Here is a 17,792-nt window from a genome sequence, read left to right as displayed (position 1 = left end):
GCGGCCGCGTTCGGAGCACCGTGGGCGCGGCCGCGCTCAGAGCACCTTGGGCACGGCCGCGAGCAGCGCCGGGAGCCGGTCCGACGGGTCCCGGTAGCGGTGCAGGGCCGCCCGGCCGTCCGTGCCGCGCAGCCGTGCGGCCAGCCGGGCGGGGACCACCAGCGTGGTGAGGAGCCCGGTGCCGCCGAAGCCCTCGACGCTCCACGAGACCCACGGCAACGGGTAGTTGGCGGTCGGACTGAAGAACACCGGCCGCTGCCCCTGGAAGCTGGCGTCGTAGAGGCCGAAGCGGCTCCAGTTGGAGAAGCTGAACCGGCGGTGCTGCGGGTCGAAGCCGAGCGGCACGCACCCGGCCAGCCCGGGGCGGCCCAGCTCGGCCAGGAAGCGGAGGTTGGAGCGCAGGTTGAGGTGCTCCTCCGCGTAGTCCCGCACGGCGGTACGCAGCGCGCCGGCGAGGGCGCCGGGGCCGTCGGCGGGCGTGTACGGCAGGTGGATGTCGCCGAGCAGGTTGCCGATCAGGGTGTCCGGCAGGCCGAGCGGGCGTCGGACGTTGACCGGGACGGCGAGCCAGCGGGTCTCCGGGTCGTCGTCCAACTCCCTGACGGTGTGCACGACATGGGCGCAGACGGCGTCGCCGGCGGAGACCTTGACCCCGGCCGCCGCGCCGAACTCCTCGCGCATCCGGGCGATCTCATCGTCCCCGAAGTAGAGCTGCACGGTGCGGTTGGCGCGCGGTCCGGCGGCCACCTCCCGCTCCAGCAGCAGGCGTTCGGCCTCCTCCGGCACCCGGAAGCCGGGCCGGCCGCAGTCCTCGGCGGGCAGGACCCGGTCGAGCAGCGCGTCCTGGTCCTCGACGAGTTCGGCCACCGGCAGCTCCTCCCCCTCGACCGCCGCCGACCAGGCGCGCAGCAGCAGGGCGAAGCTCTGCAGGTCGCCGATCGCGTGGTGCCAGGAGCAGCCGAGCACGGTGCCGCCGTCGCCGGTGCGGGTGACCCGGACGCCGAACAGCGGCCCGTCGCCGGTGCGGGCGGCCCGGGCGTCCAGCGGGTCGACGTGCTGCGCGCCGGGCGCGGTGACCCGGCCCATCGACTCGGCGAGGGTGCCCTCGACGCGGTAACTCACCATCGGGACACCGGAGTCGTCGCAGACCGCCTCCAACACCCCGTCGACGGTGCGCAGTCGGCCGGCGAACACCGGGACCCGCTCCAGCGCCCGGGCCAGCCCGGCGGCGAGCCGCTCCTCGTCCAGGGCCCGGTCGAAGAACAGCACGACCGAGACCGAGAGGTCGGCGAGCATGGTGTCGACGAGACCGCAGCGGAGCACCGTCCCGGGCGCGACGCCGGCTCTGACCGTTCGGGTGTCGCGCAACTGCGGCCAGACGCTCAATGGATCCATCCCGGGGCTCGCGTGGCGTGTCGTACGGAGGGCCCCGACGACCGTACCGATCTCCCCGAACGATAGGGCAGTACCCGGGCGGCAATCCAGTGGTCCAGTCCAATTCCCCGGCATCGGCCCGCCCGGCCGCCCCGCACCCTCCGTGACCGGGCCCGGCGGGCGCCGCCGTACCGGGTGACCGGGTCGGGCGGACTCGGTGGCCGGGCCGGGCGGGCGCCACCCGACTAGACTCCGAAGCATGGGAGAGCGCCCGGGCGCGCCCGACGCGCCGCCCCTGGTCCTCGTCACCGACACGGATTCGCAGTTGCTGGATCCGCGCCGGGCGTACCACGTCGGCCGCGACCCGACCAGTGAGATCGTCCTCGACGACCCCCGGGTCTCCTGGCACCACGCCGTGCTGCGCGCCAGCGCCGACCACTGGCAGCTGGAGGACGTCGGCAGCACCAACGGCACCTTCGCCGACAGCCGCCGGATCCGGTCCGAGGAGGTCGGCCCCGGCACCAGGCTGCGGTTCGGCGACGTGGCGGACGGGCCGTCCGCCACCTTCGCCGGCCTTCCCGCCGCCGCGCCGGCCGCTGCGCCGGCTGCTCCCGCTGCGCCCGCTGCCCCCGCCGCCCCCGCCGCCGATCGGCCCTCGCTCGTCGCCCCGGCCCTCTCCGGCACCTTCCGCCGGCCCAGCGCCGTCCTCAGGCTGCCCGGCCGCACGGTGCGGATCGGCCGGGCCCCCGACAACGAGCTGGTGCTGGAGGACCTCGTGGTCTCCCGGCACCACGCCGAGCTGCGCACCCTGCCCGACGGCGGCCACGAGATCGTCGACCTGGGCAGCCACAACGGCACCTACCTCAACGGCCGCCCCGTCCAGCGCGCCCCGATCGGCCCGGCCGACATCGTCGGCATCGGCCACTTCGCGCTCTGCCTGTCCGGCGACGAGCTCGTCGAGTACACCGACACCGGAGAGGTCTCGCTCAATGTGCAGGGCCTGGTCGTACGGGTCGGCTCCGACCGGCGGGTGCTGCTCGACGACGTCTCCTTCCCGCTCGCCGAGAAGGCCCTGCTCGCCGTGGCCGGCCCCAGCGGCGCCGGCAAGTCCACCCTGCTGAACGCGCTCACCGGGCTGCGTCCGGCCGACGAGGGCACCGTGCTCTACGACGGACGCAACCTCTACCGCGACTACGCCGAGCTGCGCCGCCGGATCGGCCTGGTGCCGCAGGACGACATCCTGCACACCCAGCTCACCGTCCGCCGCGCGCTCTCCTACGCCGCCGAGCTGCGCTTCCCCGGCGACACCGCCAAGGAGGAACGGGAGGCCAGGGTCTCCGAGGTGATCCACGAGCTCGGCCTGGACGCCCGCGCCGACCTGGTGATCTCCAGCCTCTCCGGCGGCCAGCGCAAACGCGTCAGCGTCGCCCTCGAACTGCTCACCAAGCCCTCGCTGCTCTTCCTCGACGAGCCCACCTCCGGCCTGGACCCGGGCATGGAGCGCTCGGTGATGCAGATGCTGCGCGGCCTGGCCGACGACGGTCGCACCGTCGTCGTGGTCACCCACAGTGTGCTCAGCCTGGACGTCTGCGACCGGCTCCTGGTGCTCGCCCCCGGCGGTCGCACCGCCTACTACGGCCCGCCCGACGAGGCCCTGCCGTTCTTCGGCTTCACCGAGTGGCCGCAGGCCTTCGAGGCGTTCGAGAACGAGGACCACGCGGCCTGGCAGCGCCGCTTCCGGGAGTCTCCCCAGTACGAGCGCTACGTCGCCGCCGGAGCCCTGCCGCCCGTCCGCCCGGTCCCGGTGGCCGGCCCCGGGGCGCAGGCCGCCGACAGCATCGGCCCGGAGCAGCCGCAGGGCTGGTTCGCCCAGCTGGGCACGCTGATCCGCCGCTACACGGCGGTGCTCGCCGCGGACCGGCTGTTCCTCACCGTGATGATCGCCCTGCCGTTCCTGATCGGCGTGATGTGCCGGGCGATGGCGGGCAGCCGGCTCTCCTCCGACAACGCGCTGAACTGCCTGCTCACGCTCTGCATCGGCGGCCTGCTCACCGGCTCGGCCAACGCGGTGCGCGAGATCGTCAAGGAACGGCCGATCTACCAGCGAGAACGCGTGGTCGGGCTGTCCCGCTCGGCCTATCTGGTCTCCAAGGTGGTGGTGCTCGGCACGATCACGGTGACGCAGGCCGCCGTACTGACGGTGGTCGGCCTGGCCGGCGTGGACCTGAGCCCGACCCTGGCCAACGGGGTGACGGTGCACAGCGGCGTCCTGCTGCCACCACTGGCCGAACTGATCATCGCGGTGGCATTGCTCTCCTTCTCCGCGATGATGCTCGGCCTGCTGGTCTCCGCCGTGGTCCGCAAGGAGGAGGCCACGATGCCGCTGCTGGTGCTGCTCTCCGTGGTGCAGATCGTGTTCAGCGGCGCCATGCTGAAGCTGCACGGCGTGCCCGGCCTGGAGCAGTTCTCCTGGCTGGTGCCGTCCCGCTGGGGCCTGTCGGCGATGGCCCGCACCGTCGACCTGCACACCGTCCTGCCGACCGCGATCACGGCCGACCCGATGTTCCGGCAGGACCGGGCCGGGTGGCTGCTGTCACTGGCCCTGCTGGTCGGACTCGCGGTGCTGCTGGCCGTGGCCGTGCTCGCCCTGCTGCGCCGGCAGGAGCCGGCGATCATGCGGAAATGAACCGGCGCGAGTGAATCGCCGCGAGCGGATCAACGGAAGTGAACCAGCGGAAGCGACCCTGCGGAAGTGAACCTGCCGATGGACGAGTTCGGGTTCCGCCCCACCCATGTGGCCCCACCCGACGGCCTGCCCAGCTGGGCCGCCCCGGACCCGGCGCAACCCGCGTCCCCGCTGGACCCGCTGCTGCCGCTGCAGTTGCTCGGCCGCGCCGGGGACTGGGCCCAGGTGCTCTGCTCCAACGGCTGGACCACCTGGGTCGACGGCCGGCTGCTGCTCTCGCTCCCCGGCGCCCCGCCCACCGCCACCGGCCCGCCGGCCCGCACCGCGGACCCGCGCCCCGCCCTCGCCGAGGCGGAGGGCGGCCTGGCCCGCTACCGCTCGCTGCTGGAGGACCTCGCCGCGGGCGGCGTCGACCTGGAGACCTTCCGGGACCGGGCGCGCGGCCTGCGGATCGGGCTGGTCGTCGACGGCGAGCGGCTCTGGGTGTTCGACCCGGTGCACGACCGCTGGTCCTACTGCGACGGCCTCCAGCTGCACACCTACGCCGTCGGCGACCGGCCGCGGCTGCCCGACAGCGGGCGGCCGGCCGCCGGGACGCCGAAGGCCGCGCGGCCCGACGCCGGGACGCCGGACGACGGACCGCCACCGGACGCCGGTGAGCCGACCCGGCTGGTGGGGCCGTGAGCACGCCCCCGGACCCGCCGCCCGCACCGTCGCCCGGTGACCGGCCGCCCGGCGATCCGTCGCCCGCCCCGGACCCGCCCGAGGAGCCCTCCCCGCACCCGCCCGAGGAGCCCTCCCCGCACCCGCCCACCGCGGCGCGGCCCACCGAGGTTCCCGACGCCGGCCCCACCGCGGCGGCCGCCCCCGCCGTGCCCGGACCCGTGCCCGGACCCGACCTCCCGGCGGACCCCGACGACGACGCCCTCGCCCTGCCGAGCCTGCCCGCCGGCCTGGTCGGCCGCCGGGTCGCCGGGTACCGGCTGGAGGCGGAGATCGGCCGCGGCGGCATGGCCGTCGTCTACCGGGCCAAGGACCTGCGGCTGGGCCGCACCGTCGCGGTCAAACTGCTCGCCCCCGAACTGGCCCGCAACGAGGTGTTCCGGCGCCGCTTCATCCACGAGTCGCAGGTGGCCGCCGCGATCGACCACCCGCACATCATCCCGGTGTTCGAGGCCGGCGAGGCGGACGGCATCCTCTTCATCGCGATGCGCTACGTCGAGCACGGCGACCTGCGCGGCCTCATCTCCCGGAAGGGCCCCTTCACGGTCGAGCGGGCCGCCGGGCTCGCCCTGCAGATCGCGTCCGCGCTGGACGCCGCGCACGACCACGACCTGGTCCACCGGGACGTCAAACCCGGCAATGTGCTCGTCGCCCCCGGCACCGACAGCGAGCACCCCGAACACCTCTACCTCGCCGACTTCGGCCTCACCAAGAAGTCCCTCTCGCTGAGCGGCCTGACCGGCGTCGGCCAGATCGTCGGCACCCTCGACTACGCCGCGCCCGAGCAGATCTCCGGCCGACCGCTGGACGGCAGCTGCGACCAGTACGGCCTCGGCTGCGTCGTCTTCGAGATGCTCTCCGGAGCACCGCCGTTCCGCCGGGAGAGCGACCTCGCGCTGCTCTGGGCCCACCTCAACGACCCGCCGCCCACCGTGCGCGAGCACCGGCCCGACCTGCCCCCGGCCGTGGACGAGGTGGTCGGCCGGGCCCTCGCCAAGACCCCCGAGGAGCGCTTCGCCACCTGTCTGCAGTTCGTCGCCGAGCTGCGCGCGGCGGCCACCGTCCCCCCGGCCACCGGCCCGCCCGGCGCCCAGTGGGGCACGGCCGGCCCACCGACCCAGGTCGTCGCCGCCGTCGCACCCCCGTTCGGCGCCACCCCCGGCGTACCCGAACCCCCCGCCTGGGCCCTCCCGGCCGTCCACCCGCCCGGCCCCGGCCACTGGCGGTAACGGCCCACCGGGCGACGGCCCGGGCCGTTGTCGGTGCCGCCTGCTTCGATGTCCCCGACAGCGAGAACGGCAGAGCGGCGACCGGGGAGCATCCGTGGGCACGTGGGGCAGTGGGAACTTCGAGAGCGACACGGCGCTGGACCACCTGTCGGCCGTCGTCGGCCGGCTCGTCGAGGAGGTCGCCGAGGCGATGGCCGGCGATCCGGTCGGCCTCGAACCCGACGAGTACTGGGGTGTCGCCGTGCCGTGCCAGCTGGAACTGCTGCACGTCCTCGCCCGGTCCGGCCACGCCAGCGGCGAGCTGCCGGAGGCCGAGGTGGTCGAGGGCTGGAAGGAGACGTTCATGGCCGTCTGGGAGCGCACCATCGACGGCCTGGAGCCCAAGCCCGAGTACAAGAAGCAGCGCCGGGAGGTGCTGATCCGCACCTTCGACCAACTGGCCGCCGACGCGCGGCAGGCAGCGGCCGACCAGGACGTCTAAAGCTTGTTCCGGAAGGTCTGGGACTGGGCATTTCTCCGGTATGGGTGGGGTGCTCCGGGTTGAGCCGGTGTGGGTGGAGACGTTCACGGGTCTGCGGATGCGGCAGTTCAAGGGCCTGGTGCGGGTGGTGCGGGAGCGGGGTGGCAACGGGCCGGGCGGTGGCAGGCCGTGGTGCCTGCCGCTGCCCGACCGGGTCCTGCTGGTGGCCGTGTACTACCGGACCAACCTCACGATGCGCCAGCTCGCGCCGCTGTTCGGGATCTCGACGGCCACGGTCTGCCGCGTCGTCCAGCGCCTGGGCCCGCTCCTGGCACTTCAGGCCGCTCCACGCCCGACCCCGGGCGTGGAGCGGCTGTGGATCGTCGACGGCACCCTGGTCCCCGTGCGCGACCGCACCGTCGCCGCATCGAGCCGCAACTACCGGTTCTCGGCGAACGTGCAGGTCGTCGTCGACGCCGACACCCGCCTCGTGGTGGCTACGGCCCGCCCCGTGCCGGGCAACAGGGCCGACGCGCACGCCTGGCGGGCCTCCGACCTGCCCACCACGTGCGCGGGCACCACGGTCCTGGCGGACGGCGCGTACATCAACACCGGCCTGGCCGTCCCGCACCGCAGACGCGCCGGCCGTCCCCTCCTGCGGGCCCAGCAGGAGGACAACGCCGAACACCGACGCGTACGCGCCCGCGTCGAGCACACCCTCGCCCGCATGAAGAACTGGAAGATCCTCCGGGACTGCCGGCAGAAGGGCGACGGCCTGCACCACGCCGTGCAGGCCGTCGCCCACATGCACAACCTCGCCCGAACCGCATGAAACCAGCAGGTCAAAGCACACGCCGACCTGCCCCCACCCGGACTTCTGCAACAAGCTTTAGGAGGTCTCGCCGCGGCGGGGCAGGCGGGTGGCGGCGAGGGCGCCGAGGGTGCCGGTCAGCAGGCCCCAGCCGGCGGCGAGCGGTACGAGGATCCAGAGCACCGGATCGAGCGTCAGGGTGCCGCCGGTCAGGGCGGCGGCCGGGCCGACCGGGCCCACCGCCGGGCCGAGGACGGAGCTGAGCAGGTCGCCCAGGCCGCCCTCGCCGAGGCCGACCCCGAGCACCGAGAGGCCGTAGTCGGCGGAGATCCTGGTCCAGACGCCGACCAGCAGCATGGTGACGGCGGCGGCCGCCGCCAGCCGCACCGCGTGCTGCCACAGCCGGACCCCGCGCGGTGCCCGGTGCGCGGCGAACACCCCGGCGGCGAGCATCAGGACGGCGGCCGCCGGGAGCAACCACCAGGCGCGGGCGTTCTGTTCGGCGAGCGTGCCGAGGCTCACCGTGCCGTCCTGGCCCTCGCCGACGCGCAGTACGGCGGCCAGCGATTTGGGCACGGGCAGTCCGATCGCGCCGACCAGGTGGCCGTGCCACTCGCCGCCGAGGCCGACGCCGAAGGCGAGCCAGACCAGGTTGGGCAGGGCGAGCAGCGCGACGGCGGCGACCTCCCGGGCGTTCCCGTTCACCGCGGCGGTGACGATCGCGGCCACCACCCCCAGCGCCACGCAGCCGAGCAGGACCAGCAGCATCGCGAACCCGGCCGGACGGACGGCCTGCTGGAAGGGCACCAGGGAGCGCGGCAGCGGCGCCCGGCGGGAGACGGCGAACGTCGCGGCCAGCACCACCAGCAGCCAGAGCAGCCCCAGGCCGAGGGTGGGCGCGGGCTCCGCGTGGAAGCCCACCTCGGGGTCGATCCCGAGCGCGCCGCCGAGCTGTTCGACCAGCCCGCCGCCGAGCGGCACCGGGAAGGTGTGCCGGGCCGCGACGCAGAGCAGGGCGAGGGCGACCAGCCAGACCACCGCCGTCCGGGCGGCGCGGCCGAGCAGTTCCCGGCCGCCCGCGACCGCCCGGAACCGCAGCTGGCGCAGGAACACCTCGGCCACGGCCAGCGCGCCGACCAGGCTCACCGACAGCGGCATCGCGACGATCCCGGCATCGACGGAGGCGAAGAAGCCCGCCCCGCCGTCGAGGCCGACCGAGCCGCCGACCGCGAGGGTGAGGGTGGCCGCGAGCACGTACGGGAAGCCGCCGCCGGGCAGGTCGTTCGCCCCGGCCGCCCAGAGGCCGAGCGCGGCCACGACGGCCATCGCGGCGAACCCGGCCAGGACCACCGCCACCGCGTCCAGCCAGCCGCGCACGGCGCCGGGTGCTCCGGCCGCCCCGGTGCGGGCCGACCCGCTCGAACGGGCCTGCTGGTGCATGCGGCTCTCCCTGTCGGCTCGGTGTCCCCCGTGCGTCCGGTTCCGGCCCCCACGCCTGCCACCAGGGTGGCCCAGGACCGGCCCGCCCGCCTGTCCGCCTCCCGACGCCGCGACCCCGCCCGCCGACCCGCCACCGACCTGCCACCGGTCCGCCACCGGTCCACCGCCCGGCCGCCCGTTGCCCGCTGCTGTTGCGACGGACGGACACCCGGGGCAGAAATGGATCCCAGTGGCAGGAGCCTCCTGCGCCGGCCGGGTGGACCGGCCGCCTGCGAAACGGAGCCTCGATGAGTTCCCAACCGCCTTCGTCCGGGCCGCCCCTCGGCCCGCCCTCAGGACCGCCGTCCGGCCCGCTCTCCGGCCCGCCCTCGGGCGGCCGGTCCGGGCCGCCCGGTCCCCCGTCGGGCCCGGCCTCCGGCGGAGCCGGCGGACCGTCCGGTGGTGGCGGACCCGGCGGGTCGTCCGGTCAGGGCGGGCCGGGCGGGGGGCGTCCGACGCCGTGGTGGCGCTCCGGACGGAAGGCCGCCCTGGTGGCCGGTACCGCCGCGCTCGCCGTGGTCGCCGCGGTGCTGATCATCAACAACAACAACGGCGGTGGCGGCAGCAACGACACCACCGTGCCCACCGCGAACGAGGTCGCGCTGCAGGGTCCGCAGGACCCGGGCCCGGCGCCGTTCACCCCCTCGGTCCAGACGGAGGCGGTACAGGCCCCGGCCGCGGCGCCGGCCACGGTGACCGCCACCCGAACGGCCGGTGCCACGGCCACCGCGAGCACCGGCCTCCACAACGTCGAGGGCACGTCGGCCGGCGTCTACGGCGGGACGATGAACAAGCCGAGCTGCGACGTGGAGCGGCTGATCTCCATCACCTCGACCGGCGACACCGGCCGGGCCTGGGCCTCGGCCCAGGGCATCGAGCAGTCCGCGATCCCCGGCTACCTGCGGTCGCTGACCTCGGCCTACCTGCGGGTGGACACCCGGGTCACCAACCACAGCTACCAGGGCGGCGCGGCCGTCGCCTACCAGTCCGTGCTCCAGGCCGGCACCGCCGTGCTGGTCGACGCGCAGGGCGTGCCGCGGGTGCGCTGCAGCTGCGGCAACCCGCTGAAGGCGCCGACCCTGGTCTCGGACGCCAAGTACGTCGGCAAGCCGTGGACGGGCTTCCAGCCGAGCACGCTGGTCATCGTGGTCGCCGCGCCCCGACCGGTGACCGAGATCGTGCTGGTGGACATCGTGACCGGCGGCTGGTTCGCGCGGCTGACGGGGCAGATCAAGGTCGTCGACAAGGAGGTCCGGGAGCCGCGAGGCCCGCTGGCACCCGGCGTCCCGCCCGCGACCTCCTGGCCGTCCGCCTCGTCGAGCCCGTCGAACTCGGGCTCCACCTCCGCCTCGACCTCGTCCTCGACCTCGGGTTCGCCGTCCGGCTCGACCTCCGGCTCCACCGGGCCGTCCAGCAGCTCGGCGAGCGCCTCGACGTCCGGCGCGACCTCCTCGGGCGCGACCTCCTCGGGGGCCACCTCCTCCGGAGCCACGTCCTCGGGCGCGACCTCCTCCGGGGCCACCTCCTCGTCCGCCTCGGCCGGCACCTCGACCAGTGCCTCCACCGAGTCGGCGAGCTCGAAGCCGACGGTGACCACCACGCCGGCCGCCACCACGACGACCACGAAGACGGCCGCGTCGACCACCACGGCCCAGCAGCCGGCGACGGCCACGGCGACCTGCGCCACCGCCGCGCCGTCCACCCTGCCGCCCTGCCCCACCGTCACGGCGACCACCGGCTGAGCCGGGCCGGGCCCGGCCGCGCGGGGCCCCGGCGGCCCCGCGTCAGCCGGTGACGGCCAGCTCCGCGACCACCGCGCGGTGGTCGGTGCCCCGCACCCGGTGCTCCGTCACCGACACCGCGCGCAGCGCCTCCCCGTGCAGCACGTGGTCGATCTGGATCACCGGCCACAGCGCGCTGAAGTAGGTGTCCGGCTCCGGCCAGGTGGGCGCGACCCCCCGGCCCAGTTCCGCGTGGGTGTCGGCGAGGCCGGTGTCGAGCAGGGCGCGCATCGGCGTGTGGTCGAGCGTCGCGTTGAAGTCCCCCAGCAGGACGGCGTTGCGGGTGGCGCCGGACACCGCCGCCCGCAGTCCGTCGAAGTCCGCCGACCAGCGCCCGGAGTCGCCCAGCGGGTAGTAGGTGTGCACGGCCGTCAGCCGGACGGTGCGGCCGCCGACCGTCACCTCGGCCGCGATCTGCTCCCGGGCCGCCTCCGAGGCCGAGCCGTCGAGCGGCGTCAGCGGGAGCCGCGAGTAGATCGCGGTGTCGCGACCGGGCCGCAGCTCGCGGTGCGGCAGCACCTCGGCGATGCCCGCCCGGTCCAGCCCGGCGACCGCGCCCGGGCCCAGCTCCTCCATCGCCAGGACGTCGACCCGCTGTTCGCGCACCAGCCGGACGATCTCGGCGGCATCGGCCTGCCCGACCCAGGCGTTGCTGGTGGCGACCCGCAGCCGGGGCGCGTCGGCCGCCGGGGCGGCCCCGCCGTCCGGCACCAGCCTCGGGACCAGCCAGAAGAGCTGCACCGCCACCAGGACACCGGCGACCGCCGCCGCCCACCACGAGCGGAGCGCCAGCAGCACCCCGAGCGCGAGCACGCCGCCCAGCGCCGCGTACGGCAGCAGCACCACGGCGAGCGCGAGCGGCGTCCCGTCGTCCCACCCGCCGAGGCGGACCGCCACCAGCACCGCCGACAGCGCCGACACCGCCCAGCCGGACCACTCCAGCACCCGCCGCACCCACACCCACCAGCGTGCCCGCTCCACCGGCTTCCCCACCCCTCGCTCCAGCCCCGTGCCTCTGGCTCAGGACGCCCCCGTGCGCGGCGCGGTTCCGCACCGCTCCGCGCACGGGGGCTCCGGCGGGGAGGCACCGTGCCTTCGCCCGGCACCCCGGGTCACTGAGCTATTGAGGTGATCGTTTCTGCGTGTCCGGACCGAACGGTCCGGAGGCCGGGCGAGGGTGGGACGGACCTGCCCCCATCCCCTTGCCCGTTGTGAGGCCACCCGTGGTTCATCGACCCTCCCCGCACCGCAAACGCCTGCGGGCCCTGTGCCTGGCGGTCCCGCTGGCCGCCGGGCTGGCGGCTCCGTCCGCCCTGGACCGGGCCTTCGCGGCACCGGACCTGCCGCAGCGCCAGACGGCGGTCCGCGGGGCCGGCACCCAGCGGCCGATCGGCCCCGACCCGGTGCTCGACCTGCTGGCCCACGGCAACCTGACGATGGCCTCGAACTCGGTCCTGACCTGCGACGACAGCGACGGATCGGTCTGCAACGACACCGAGGGCACCAACAACGGCCGCACCAAGTACATCAAGACCGACCCGAACGCGCCCGGGAACAACGCGTCCTCGGCCCAGCTGGTGATCCCGGCCGGGGCCGAGGTGCTCTCCGCCCGGCTGTACTGGCAGTTCAACCCGACCAACACCAGCAACGCGGGCGGCACCTCCGGGGACATCAACAAGGGCAACACGGTGTCCTGGAAGGTCCCGGGCGGCGCCTCCTACGAGCAGGTCACCGCCGACACCTACGACTGGTTCGACCAGCAGGTCGGCGGCACCCCGCCCGAGCCGCTGCTCGCCGGGGCCGGCGTGAAGGACGTCACCTCCCAGGTGAAGGCCGCGGGCGCGGGCAGCTACACCGTCGCGGACATCCAGGCCTGCGCCGGGCGCTCCTCCGCGCAGAACTCCGGCGGCAACAACGTGGGCTGCTGGGGCGGCTGGTCGCTCGTGGTGGCCTACCAGGACCAGGCCGCCCCGCTGCGCTACCTCCAGGTCTGGGACGGCTTCCAGCTGCTGCGCTCCCCCGACAACCTGGCGACCCTCACCCTCGCCGGCATCCGCACCCCGGCCACCGCCCCGCCGGCCACCATGGGCGTCACCGTCGGCGACGGCGACGTGCCGATCTCGGGCGACCAGCTGCTGGTCGGCTCCGCGACCGACAACCTGACCCTGCTGCCGATGCCCGGCCCCACCGGCGTCGTCACCGACAACGCCTTCACCAGCCGGATCGACCGGGTCGCCGCCGACGGCACCGGCAGCAACATCACCACCCGCGACCCCGCGCCGGTCAACAACTACGGCTACGACGCCCGCATGATCGACGTCACCGGCAAGATCCCCGCCGACGCCACCCAGGCCGTGCTCCGGATCAACGGCGCCGGCGACGCGCTGCACCCGCAGGCCGTCTGGCTCGCCGTCGACGCCCTCGAACCCGATCTGCAGATCACCAAGGCCAACAACCCGGCCGGCACCACCGACAACAACCCGCCCGGCAACGTCGGCCCCGGCGACAGCATCACCTACACCTTCAACGTCAGCAACCAGCACCCCGACGGCAGCACCGGCGACCTCGACACCGCCACCGGCATCACCGTCACCGACCAGCTGCCCGCCGGCACCACCTTCGTCGCGGGCTCCAACCCCTCCTGCAGCGCCGTCGGACAGACGGTCACCTGCCAGGTCGCCGACCTCGCCCCGGGCGCGAGCACCACCGTCGCCTTCCGGGCCACCGTCGACCAGGCCGCCACCGCCGGTACCGTCCTGGACGACAGCGCGACCCTCGCCTTCAAGGGCAACCAGACGCAGCGCGAGCAGACCCGCACCAGCAACACCGTGCGCAACACCGTGGTCGACACCCCGGTCTACTCGATCGAGAAGACCGCCGACCCCACCTCCACCACCCCCGGCAAGTCCGTCGGCTACCGGATCAAGGTCACCAACACCGGCCGCGTCGCCGCACCCGGTGTCACCCTCGACGACAACCTCGCCGACGTGCTCTCCCGGGCCGACTACAACGGTGACGCCGCCACCGACCTGGGCAACGTCACGGTCACCGGCAACACCCTGCACTGGAGCGGGGACCTGCCGGTCGGCGGGAGCGCCACCATCACCTACTCGGTGACCGTGCACGGCTCGCTCACCAGCGCCACGGCCCTCGCCAACACCGTCACCTCCAGCACCTACCGCAACAACTGCCCGCCCGGCGAGGGCGACGCGCGTTGCCGCGCCGACGTCACGGTGACGGTCCCCACGCCGTCGCCGTCCCCGACGGCCTCACCCTCGCCGACGGCCTCCCCGTCCCCGACGGCTTCCCCGACCGCGTCGCCCAGCCCCACCCCCTCCCCCACGGCGACGCACAGCCACAGCCACAGCCACAAGCCCACCGCCAGGCCGACGCACAGCCCCGGACCTGACGGAGAGCTCCCCAGCACCGGCTCCGGTGCCCTCCCGGCGCTCGCCCTCGGCGCGCTCGGCTGCCTGATGATCGGCCTGATCGCCCTGCGCACCCGGGGCCGCGGCCGCCGACACTAGGGGTTGCCCCGTCCTCGGACGGACCGACAGCGAGCCCGTGCCGGGCGCCTTCGCCCGGCACGGGCTCGCTGTCGTGGAACGGCGCCCCGGGTTCAGTCCACGCAGGGGATGCCCCCGGCCCGCACCGCGGGGCCCTGCATGGGGAGGTCCGGTGCCGGACCGGTCGGATCGGCGCCGGGCCCGGTCGACGGGGCCTCCGGGGAGGCGGACGGGCTCCCGGTGCGGGGGGAGTGCGTGGAGCGGGGCGCGGCCGGGGTCGTCGTCCGGGTGGCGACGGGCACCGCGAACGCGGCCGGTACGACGGGCGCGACCTGCTCCGCCGGGGCGGACGGCGCGGCCTCCGGCGGGACCTCGTGGCCGAACAGCTGCTTGACGATCCGCTTGATCTGGCCCGGGTCGACGGTGTTGACCTCCTGGCCGCCGATGTTCTTGAACCCGGTGATCGGCAGCGTGTTGAACTCCACATTGCCGCCGGTCAGGTTGGGTGCCTGCTGGGCGAAGTCCAGGACGTTCCAACGGTCGTCGATGACCACGTCCTTCTTCACCACGTCGAACAGCCGCTGGAGCCGGCCGAGGTCGCCGACCACGCCGTCCTGCTTCAACTTGTAGACCACGGAGGAGATGAAGGCCTGCTGCCGGTGGGTCCGGTCCAGGTCGCCGTTCTTCAGGTGGTGGCGCTGACGGACGAACGACAGCGCCTGCCGGGCGTCGAGCGAGCTGACGCCGGCCGGGAGCCGGAGCCCCGTCCCGCCGCCCTCGTGGGTCGCCGTCCGGGCGACGATCGGGTCGTCGACCGGGTTGTTGAGGCAGACCTGGATCGGCTCGACGGCCTTGGCGATGTCGTAGAAGCCGATCAGGTTCACCTCCGCGAAGTGGTCGATCGGGATGTCCAGGAAGGACTGGACGGTCTGGAGGGTCGCGGCCCGCCCGGCCTCCCGGCTCTGCCGCTCCAGCTCCGGCTTGGACAGGCCCTTCCCGCTCAGCTTCTGCTCGGCGGCGCCCTTGGCGATGCCGTACGCCTCCTTGATCTTGTGCATCTTCCCGTCCGCGCCGACGGTCTGCACATAGTCGTCGCGCGGGACGGACAGCGCCGTCACCTTGCCGCCGTTGGCCGGTATGTGCAGGACGATCAGCGCGTTGGTGTTGTACCCGCCGATCTCGCTGGAGCCGGCGTGCAGCTCCTCCTCGACGAACTCCTTGGGCAGGTCGTTGCCGTCCATGTCCTTGCGGCTGTCGAGACCGATGAGCAGCAGGTTGACGGACTGGTCGAGGTGCGGGGGCGCGTTCTTCCGGGCCTCCGCGAGCGCGCCCGACTTGACCATGCCGCTGTCGAGTTGCCGGTACTCGTACCAGACCAGGCCGCTCGCGCCGAGAACGGCCACCGAGAGGGTGCCGGCGAGTACGCGGCCGGCGACGGTCAACGGTCCGGTGCGGGGCTCAGCCATGACGGCGCCTCCGGTCGGTGGTCGGGCCGGCGGGGACGGCGGCCGGGGTGGGGACGGCGGCCGGGGTGGCGGGCCGGTCGGTGCTCGGATCCGCGGTGCGGCGCGGGTCCGCGGCCCGGCGCGGGCCAGCGGTCCGGCGGGGGTTCGGGACTCGGCTCGGGTTCGCGGTCGGAGCGGTGCGGGCCGACCGGGCCGCGAGGGCCGCTCGTCCGGCGACGACCGACAGCGCGACCAGCAGGGCCACCGCCATCACCGGGAAGGCGTCGACCACCCAGCGCACGGCCGACGAGGCGAGCGCCTTGCCCTGAGCAGCGTCGGAGCCGGCGGCCCAGGCGGTGCCGACCCTGGCGACCAGGACCACGGGCGGCGCGGCGATGACGACCCACCAGCGCCCGGGGCGGGTGCAGCGGGCCGCCGCGACGCCGGTGCCGAGGACGGCGCCGAGGGCGAACAGCGGACCGCCGCCGTTCCCGGTCAGCTCCCCGGCGACCGCTCCGGCCAGCGGCAGCCCGGCCGCGGCCAGCAGGACCGCCGCCGTCCCACCGGGGCGGGACGGCGGGGCCGCTCCGCCCGCGCCTCTCGCGTGTTGCCCGACCATGCCCCACACCCCTTCCGCCATGCCCTCCGGTGAACTTCTACAATGCTGTAGAGCAAGAGTGGAGCATACAAACCCGTCCCCGCGAAATCACCCCGCCCCCACCCGCCACCTCGTCACCACAGGGCCTCCCGACCGGGAAAGCAGCAGGTCAGGGGCGGCTAGGATGGGCACGAACCGGGCGGAACGAACAGAAGGACCATCATGTTCGAACACCTCAAGAACCTCGCCGACAAGGCCACCGGCCTCGCCCGCGAGCACAGCGGCGCCGTCACCCAGGGCCTGGACAAGGTCGCCGGGATCGTCGACGACAAGACGGACGGCAAGTACAGCGGTCACATCGACACGGCCACGGGCAAGGCCAAGGACTTCGTCAACGGCCTGGACGAGTCCAAGTAGCGCCGACGGAGACCCACCCCGAACCCGGCCGGGCCGGGGTGGGTCCGCGCTCGGCCGCAAGCCGTCAGACGGCGGCGGTGACGGCAGTGCCAGTGGCGGTGGCGGTGCTGGCGCCGGTGGCGGCAGTGCCGGTGGCGGCCAGGCGCTCGATCCAGCGGGCGCGCCACGCGAGCGCGTCCCGGACACCCTCCGCGATGCTCCGGCGCGGCTCCCAGCCGAGCAGTTCGCGCGCTGCCGTCACATCGCTGTAGCAGCCGAGCACGTCACCGGGGCGCGGCTCCGCCTCCCGGACGTCCAGCTTCTCGCCGATCGCCTGCTCGAACGCCTCGACCAGCTCGCGGACCGTGGTGCCGTCACCGGTACCGATGTTGACGACCCGGAAGCGCTCCCCCGCGCCGGGCCGGACCACCTCGTCGAACCGGACCAGCGCGGCGACGTGGGCGTCCGCGACGTCCTGGACGTGGATGTAGTCCCGGATCCCCGAGCCGTCCCGGGTGTCCCAGTCGACACCGGTGATGGTGAACGGGGTGCTGTTGACGTGCGCCTCGATCAGCTTGCCGAGCGCGTGGCTCGGCGCGAGGTCCTGGAGACCGGTCCGCAGCTGCGGGTCCGCGCCGATCGGGTTGAAGTAGCGCAGCGCGACGACCCGCGTCCCGTCCGCGTCGGCGCCCCCGGTCCAGTCCTGGAGCACCTGCTCCATCATCTGCTTGGTGCGCGCGTACGGGCTGCTGCCGTCGACTGGGCAGCTCTCGTCGACCCTGCCGGTCGGGGTGGGCAGGTAGATGGAGGCGGAGCTGCTGAAGACCACCCGGGTGCAGCCGTTGCGCTGGAGCGACTCCAGCAGCTCGACGGTCTTGCCGACGTTCTCCCGGTAGTAGAACAGCGGCCGCGCGACCGACTCCGGGACGACGATCCGGGCCGCGCAGTGCAGCGTCGCGTCGATGTCGGGGTGCTCCGCGAAGATCCGGTCGACCAGCGCCGCGTCCGCGATGTCCCCCTGGTAGAACTCCCGGCCCTCGACGAACTCGGCCCGGCCCTTGGAGAGATCGTCGAGGACGACCGGGGTGATGCCCGCGTCCAGCAGCGCGGACGCCACGGTGCTTCCGATGAAGCCTGCCCCGCCGGTGATCAGTACCTTCCGCACGATCCGCATGCTCCCTTGCCTCAGTACGGACGTCCCGTGACGCCTGTTGCGGGGGAGGACGACCGGTTCGCACCCGGCGGTTCCCGTCGGCAGGCGGGCACGGAGCCGACGGGGGTCCCGGGACCGGACCGGGGCGGGG

At 74.5% G+C, this 17,792-nt stretch carries 14 protein-coding genes; 8 read left to right on the top strand and 6 right to left on the bottom strand.

Annotated features, from left to right (window positions below):
• Positions 1 to 36: 36 nt before the first annotated feature.
• Positions 37 to 1,386, bottom strand: coding sequence for an acyltransferase (locus tag ACW14Y_RS36400; protein ID WP_456984887.1), 1,350 nt, complete (start codon positions 1,384 to 1,386; stop codon positions 37 to 39).
• A gap of 247 nt (positions 1,387 to 1,633) precedes the next feature.
• Here ACW14Y_RS36400 and ACW14Y_RS36395 point away from each other — a divergent pair, with 247 nt between their 5' ends.
• From ACW14Y_RS36395 to ACW14Y_RS36375, 5 genes are all read left to right on the top strand, one after another.
• Positions 1,634 to 4,060: an FHA domain-containing protein gene (locus tag ACW14Y_RS36395; protein ID WP_456984886.1), complete on the top strand. Its 2,427-nt coding sequence runs from the start codon at positions 1,634 to 1,636 to the stop codon at positions 4,058 to 4,060.
• Between the two features lie 66 nt (positions 4,061 to 4,126).
• Positions 4,127 to 4,744: a hypothetical protein gene (locus ACW14Y_RS36390; RefSeq protein WP_402722600.1), complete on the top strand. Its 618-nt coding sequence runs from the start codon at positions 4,127 to 4,129 to the stop codon at positions 4,742 to 4,744.
• A gap of 200 nt (positions 4,745 to 4,944) precedes the next feature.
• Positions 4,945 to 6,012, top strand: a complete 1,068-nt coding sequence (locus ACW14Y_RS36385) for a protein kinase domain-containing protein (protein ID WP_456988346.1) — start codon at positions 4,945 to 4,947, stop codon at positions 6,010 to 6,012.
• Positions 6,013 to 6,106: 94 nt separating this feature from the next.
• Entirely contained in the window at positions 6,107 to 6,493 is a 387-nt protein-coding gene (locus tag ACW14Y_RS36380; RefSeq protein WP_456984885.1) for a DUF4259 domain-containing protein, read from the top strand.
• 40 nt (positions 6,494 to 6,533) lie between these two features.
• The gene (locus ACW14Y_RS36375) at positions 6,534 to 7,304 is read left to right on the top strand and encodes a transposase (protein WP_456984884.1); all 771 of its coding nucleotides are present in this window, start codon (positions 6,534 to 6,536) and stop codon (positions 7,302 to 7,304) included.
• A 57-nt stretch (positions 7,305 to 7,361) separates the two neighbouring features.
• Here the strand turns inward: ACW14Y_RS36375 and ACW14Y_RS36370 are convergent, their stop codons facing one another.
• A complete protein-coding gene (locus ACW14Y_RS36370) occupies positions 7,362 to 8,723 on the bottom strand; it encodes a streptophobe family protein (protein ID WP_380309175.1) in 1,362 nt (453 codons plus the stop codon).
• 530 nt (positions 8,724 to 9,253) lie between these two features.
• Here ACW14Y_RS36370 and ACW14Y_RS36365 point away from each other — a divergent pair.
• Positions 9,254 to 10,504: a DUF6777 domain-containing protein gene (locus ACW14Y_RS36365; RefSeq protein ID WP_456984883.1), complete on the top strand. Its 1,251-nt coding sequence runs from the start codon at positions 9,254 to 9,256 to the stop codon at positions 10,502 to 10,504.
• A gap of 42 nt (positions 10,505 to 10,546) precedes the next feature.
• On the opposite strand, the gene ACW14Y_RS36360 is transcribed toward ACW14Y_RS36365, so the two are convergent.
• Positions 10,547 to 11,536, bottom strand: coding sequence for an endonuclease/exonuclease/phosphatase family protein (locus ACW14Y_RS36360; RefSeq protein ID WP_380389140.1), 990 nt, complete (start codon positions 11,534 to 11,536; stop codon positions 10,547 to 10,549).
• A 230-nt stretch (positions 11,537 to 11,766) separates the two neighbouring features.
• On the opposite strand from ACW14Y_RS36360, the gene ACW14Y_RS36355 reads away from it, so the two are divergent.
• Positions 11,767 to 14,070, top strand: a complete 2,304-nt coding sequence (locus ACW14Y_RS36355; protein WP_456984882.1) for a DUF7927 domain-containing protein — start codon at positions 11,767 to 11,769, stop codon at positions 14,068 to 14,070.
• A 92-nt stretch (positions 14,071 to 14,162) separates the two neighbouring features.
• On the opposite strand, the gene ACW14Y_RS36350 is transcribed toward ACW14Y_RS36355, so the two are convergent.
• Both ACW14Y_RS36350 and ACW14Y_RS36345 read right to left on the bottom strand, forming a co-directional pair.
• Positions 14,163 to 15,515: an LCP family protein gene (locus ACW14Y_RS36350; RefSeq protein WP_456984881.1), complete on the bottom strand. Its 1,353-nt coding sequence runs from the start codon at positions 15,513 to 15,515 to the stop codon at positions 14,163 to 14,165.
• Positions 15,508 to 16,113 (bottom strand): DUF6542 domain-containing protein, encoded by a 606-nt coding sequence (locus tag ACW14Y_RS36345; RefSeq protein WP_456984880.1) that lies wholly within the window; start codon positions 16,111 to 16,113, stop codon positions 15,508 to 15,510. Before ACW14Y_RS36345 ends, ACW14Y_RS36350 begins: the two co-directional genes overlap by 8 nt.
• 201 nt (positions 16,114 to 16,314) lie before the next feature.
• Between ACW14Y_RS36345 and ACW14Y_RS36340 the strand changes: the two genes are divergently transcribed.
• On the top strand, positions 16,315 to 16,509 hold the full coding sequence (locus ACW14Y_RS36340) for an antitoxin (RefSeq protein ID WP_030393215.1): 195 nt from the start codon (positions 16,315 to 16,317) through the stop codon (positions 16,507 to 16,509).
• 64 nt (positions 16,510 to 16,573) lie between these two features.
• On the opposite strand, the gene galE is transcribed toward ACW14Y_RS36340, so the two are convergent.
• On the bottom strand, positions 16,574 to 17,653 hold the full coding sequence (gene galE, locus ACW14Y_RS36335; RefSeq protein WP_456984879.1) for a UDP-glucose 4-epimerase GalE: 1,080 nt from the start codon (positions 17,651 to 17,653) through the stop codon (positions 16,574 to 16,576).
• Positions 17,654 to 17,792: the final 139 nt, after the last annotated feature.

Source organism: Kitasatospora sp. cg17-2, from assembly GCF_054031055.1.
Note: the sequence above shows the minus strand (reverse complement) of the source record. Positions and strands in the feature narration are given on the sequence as shown.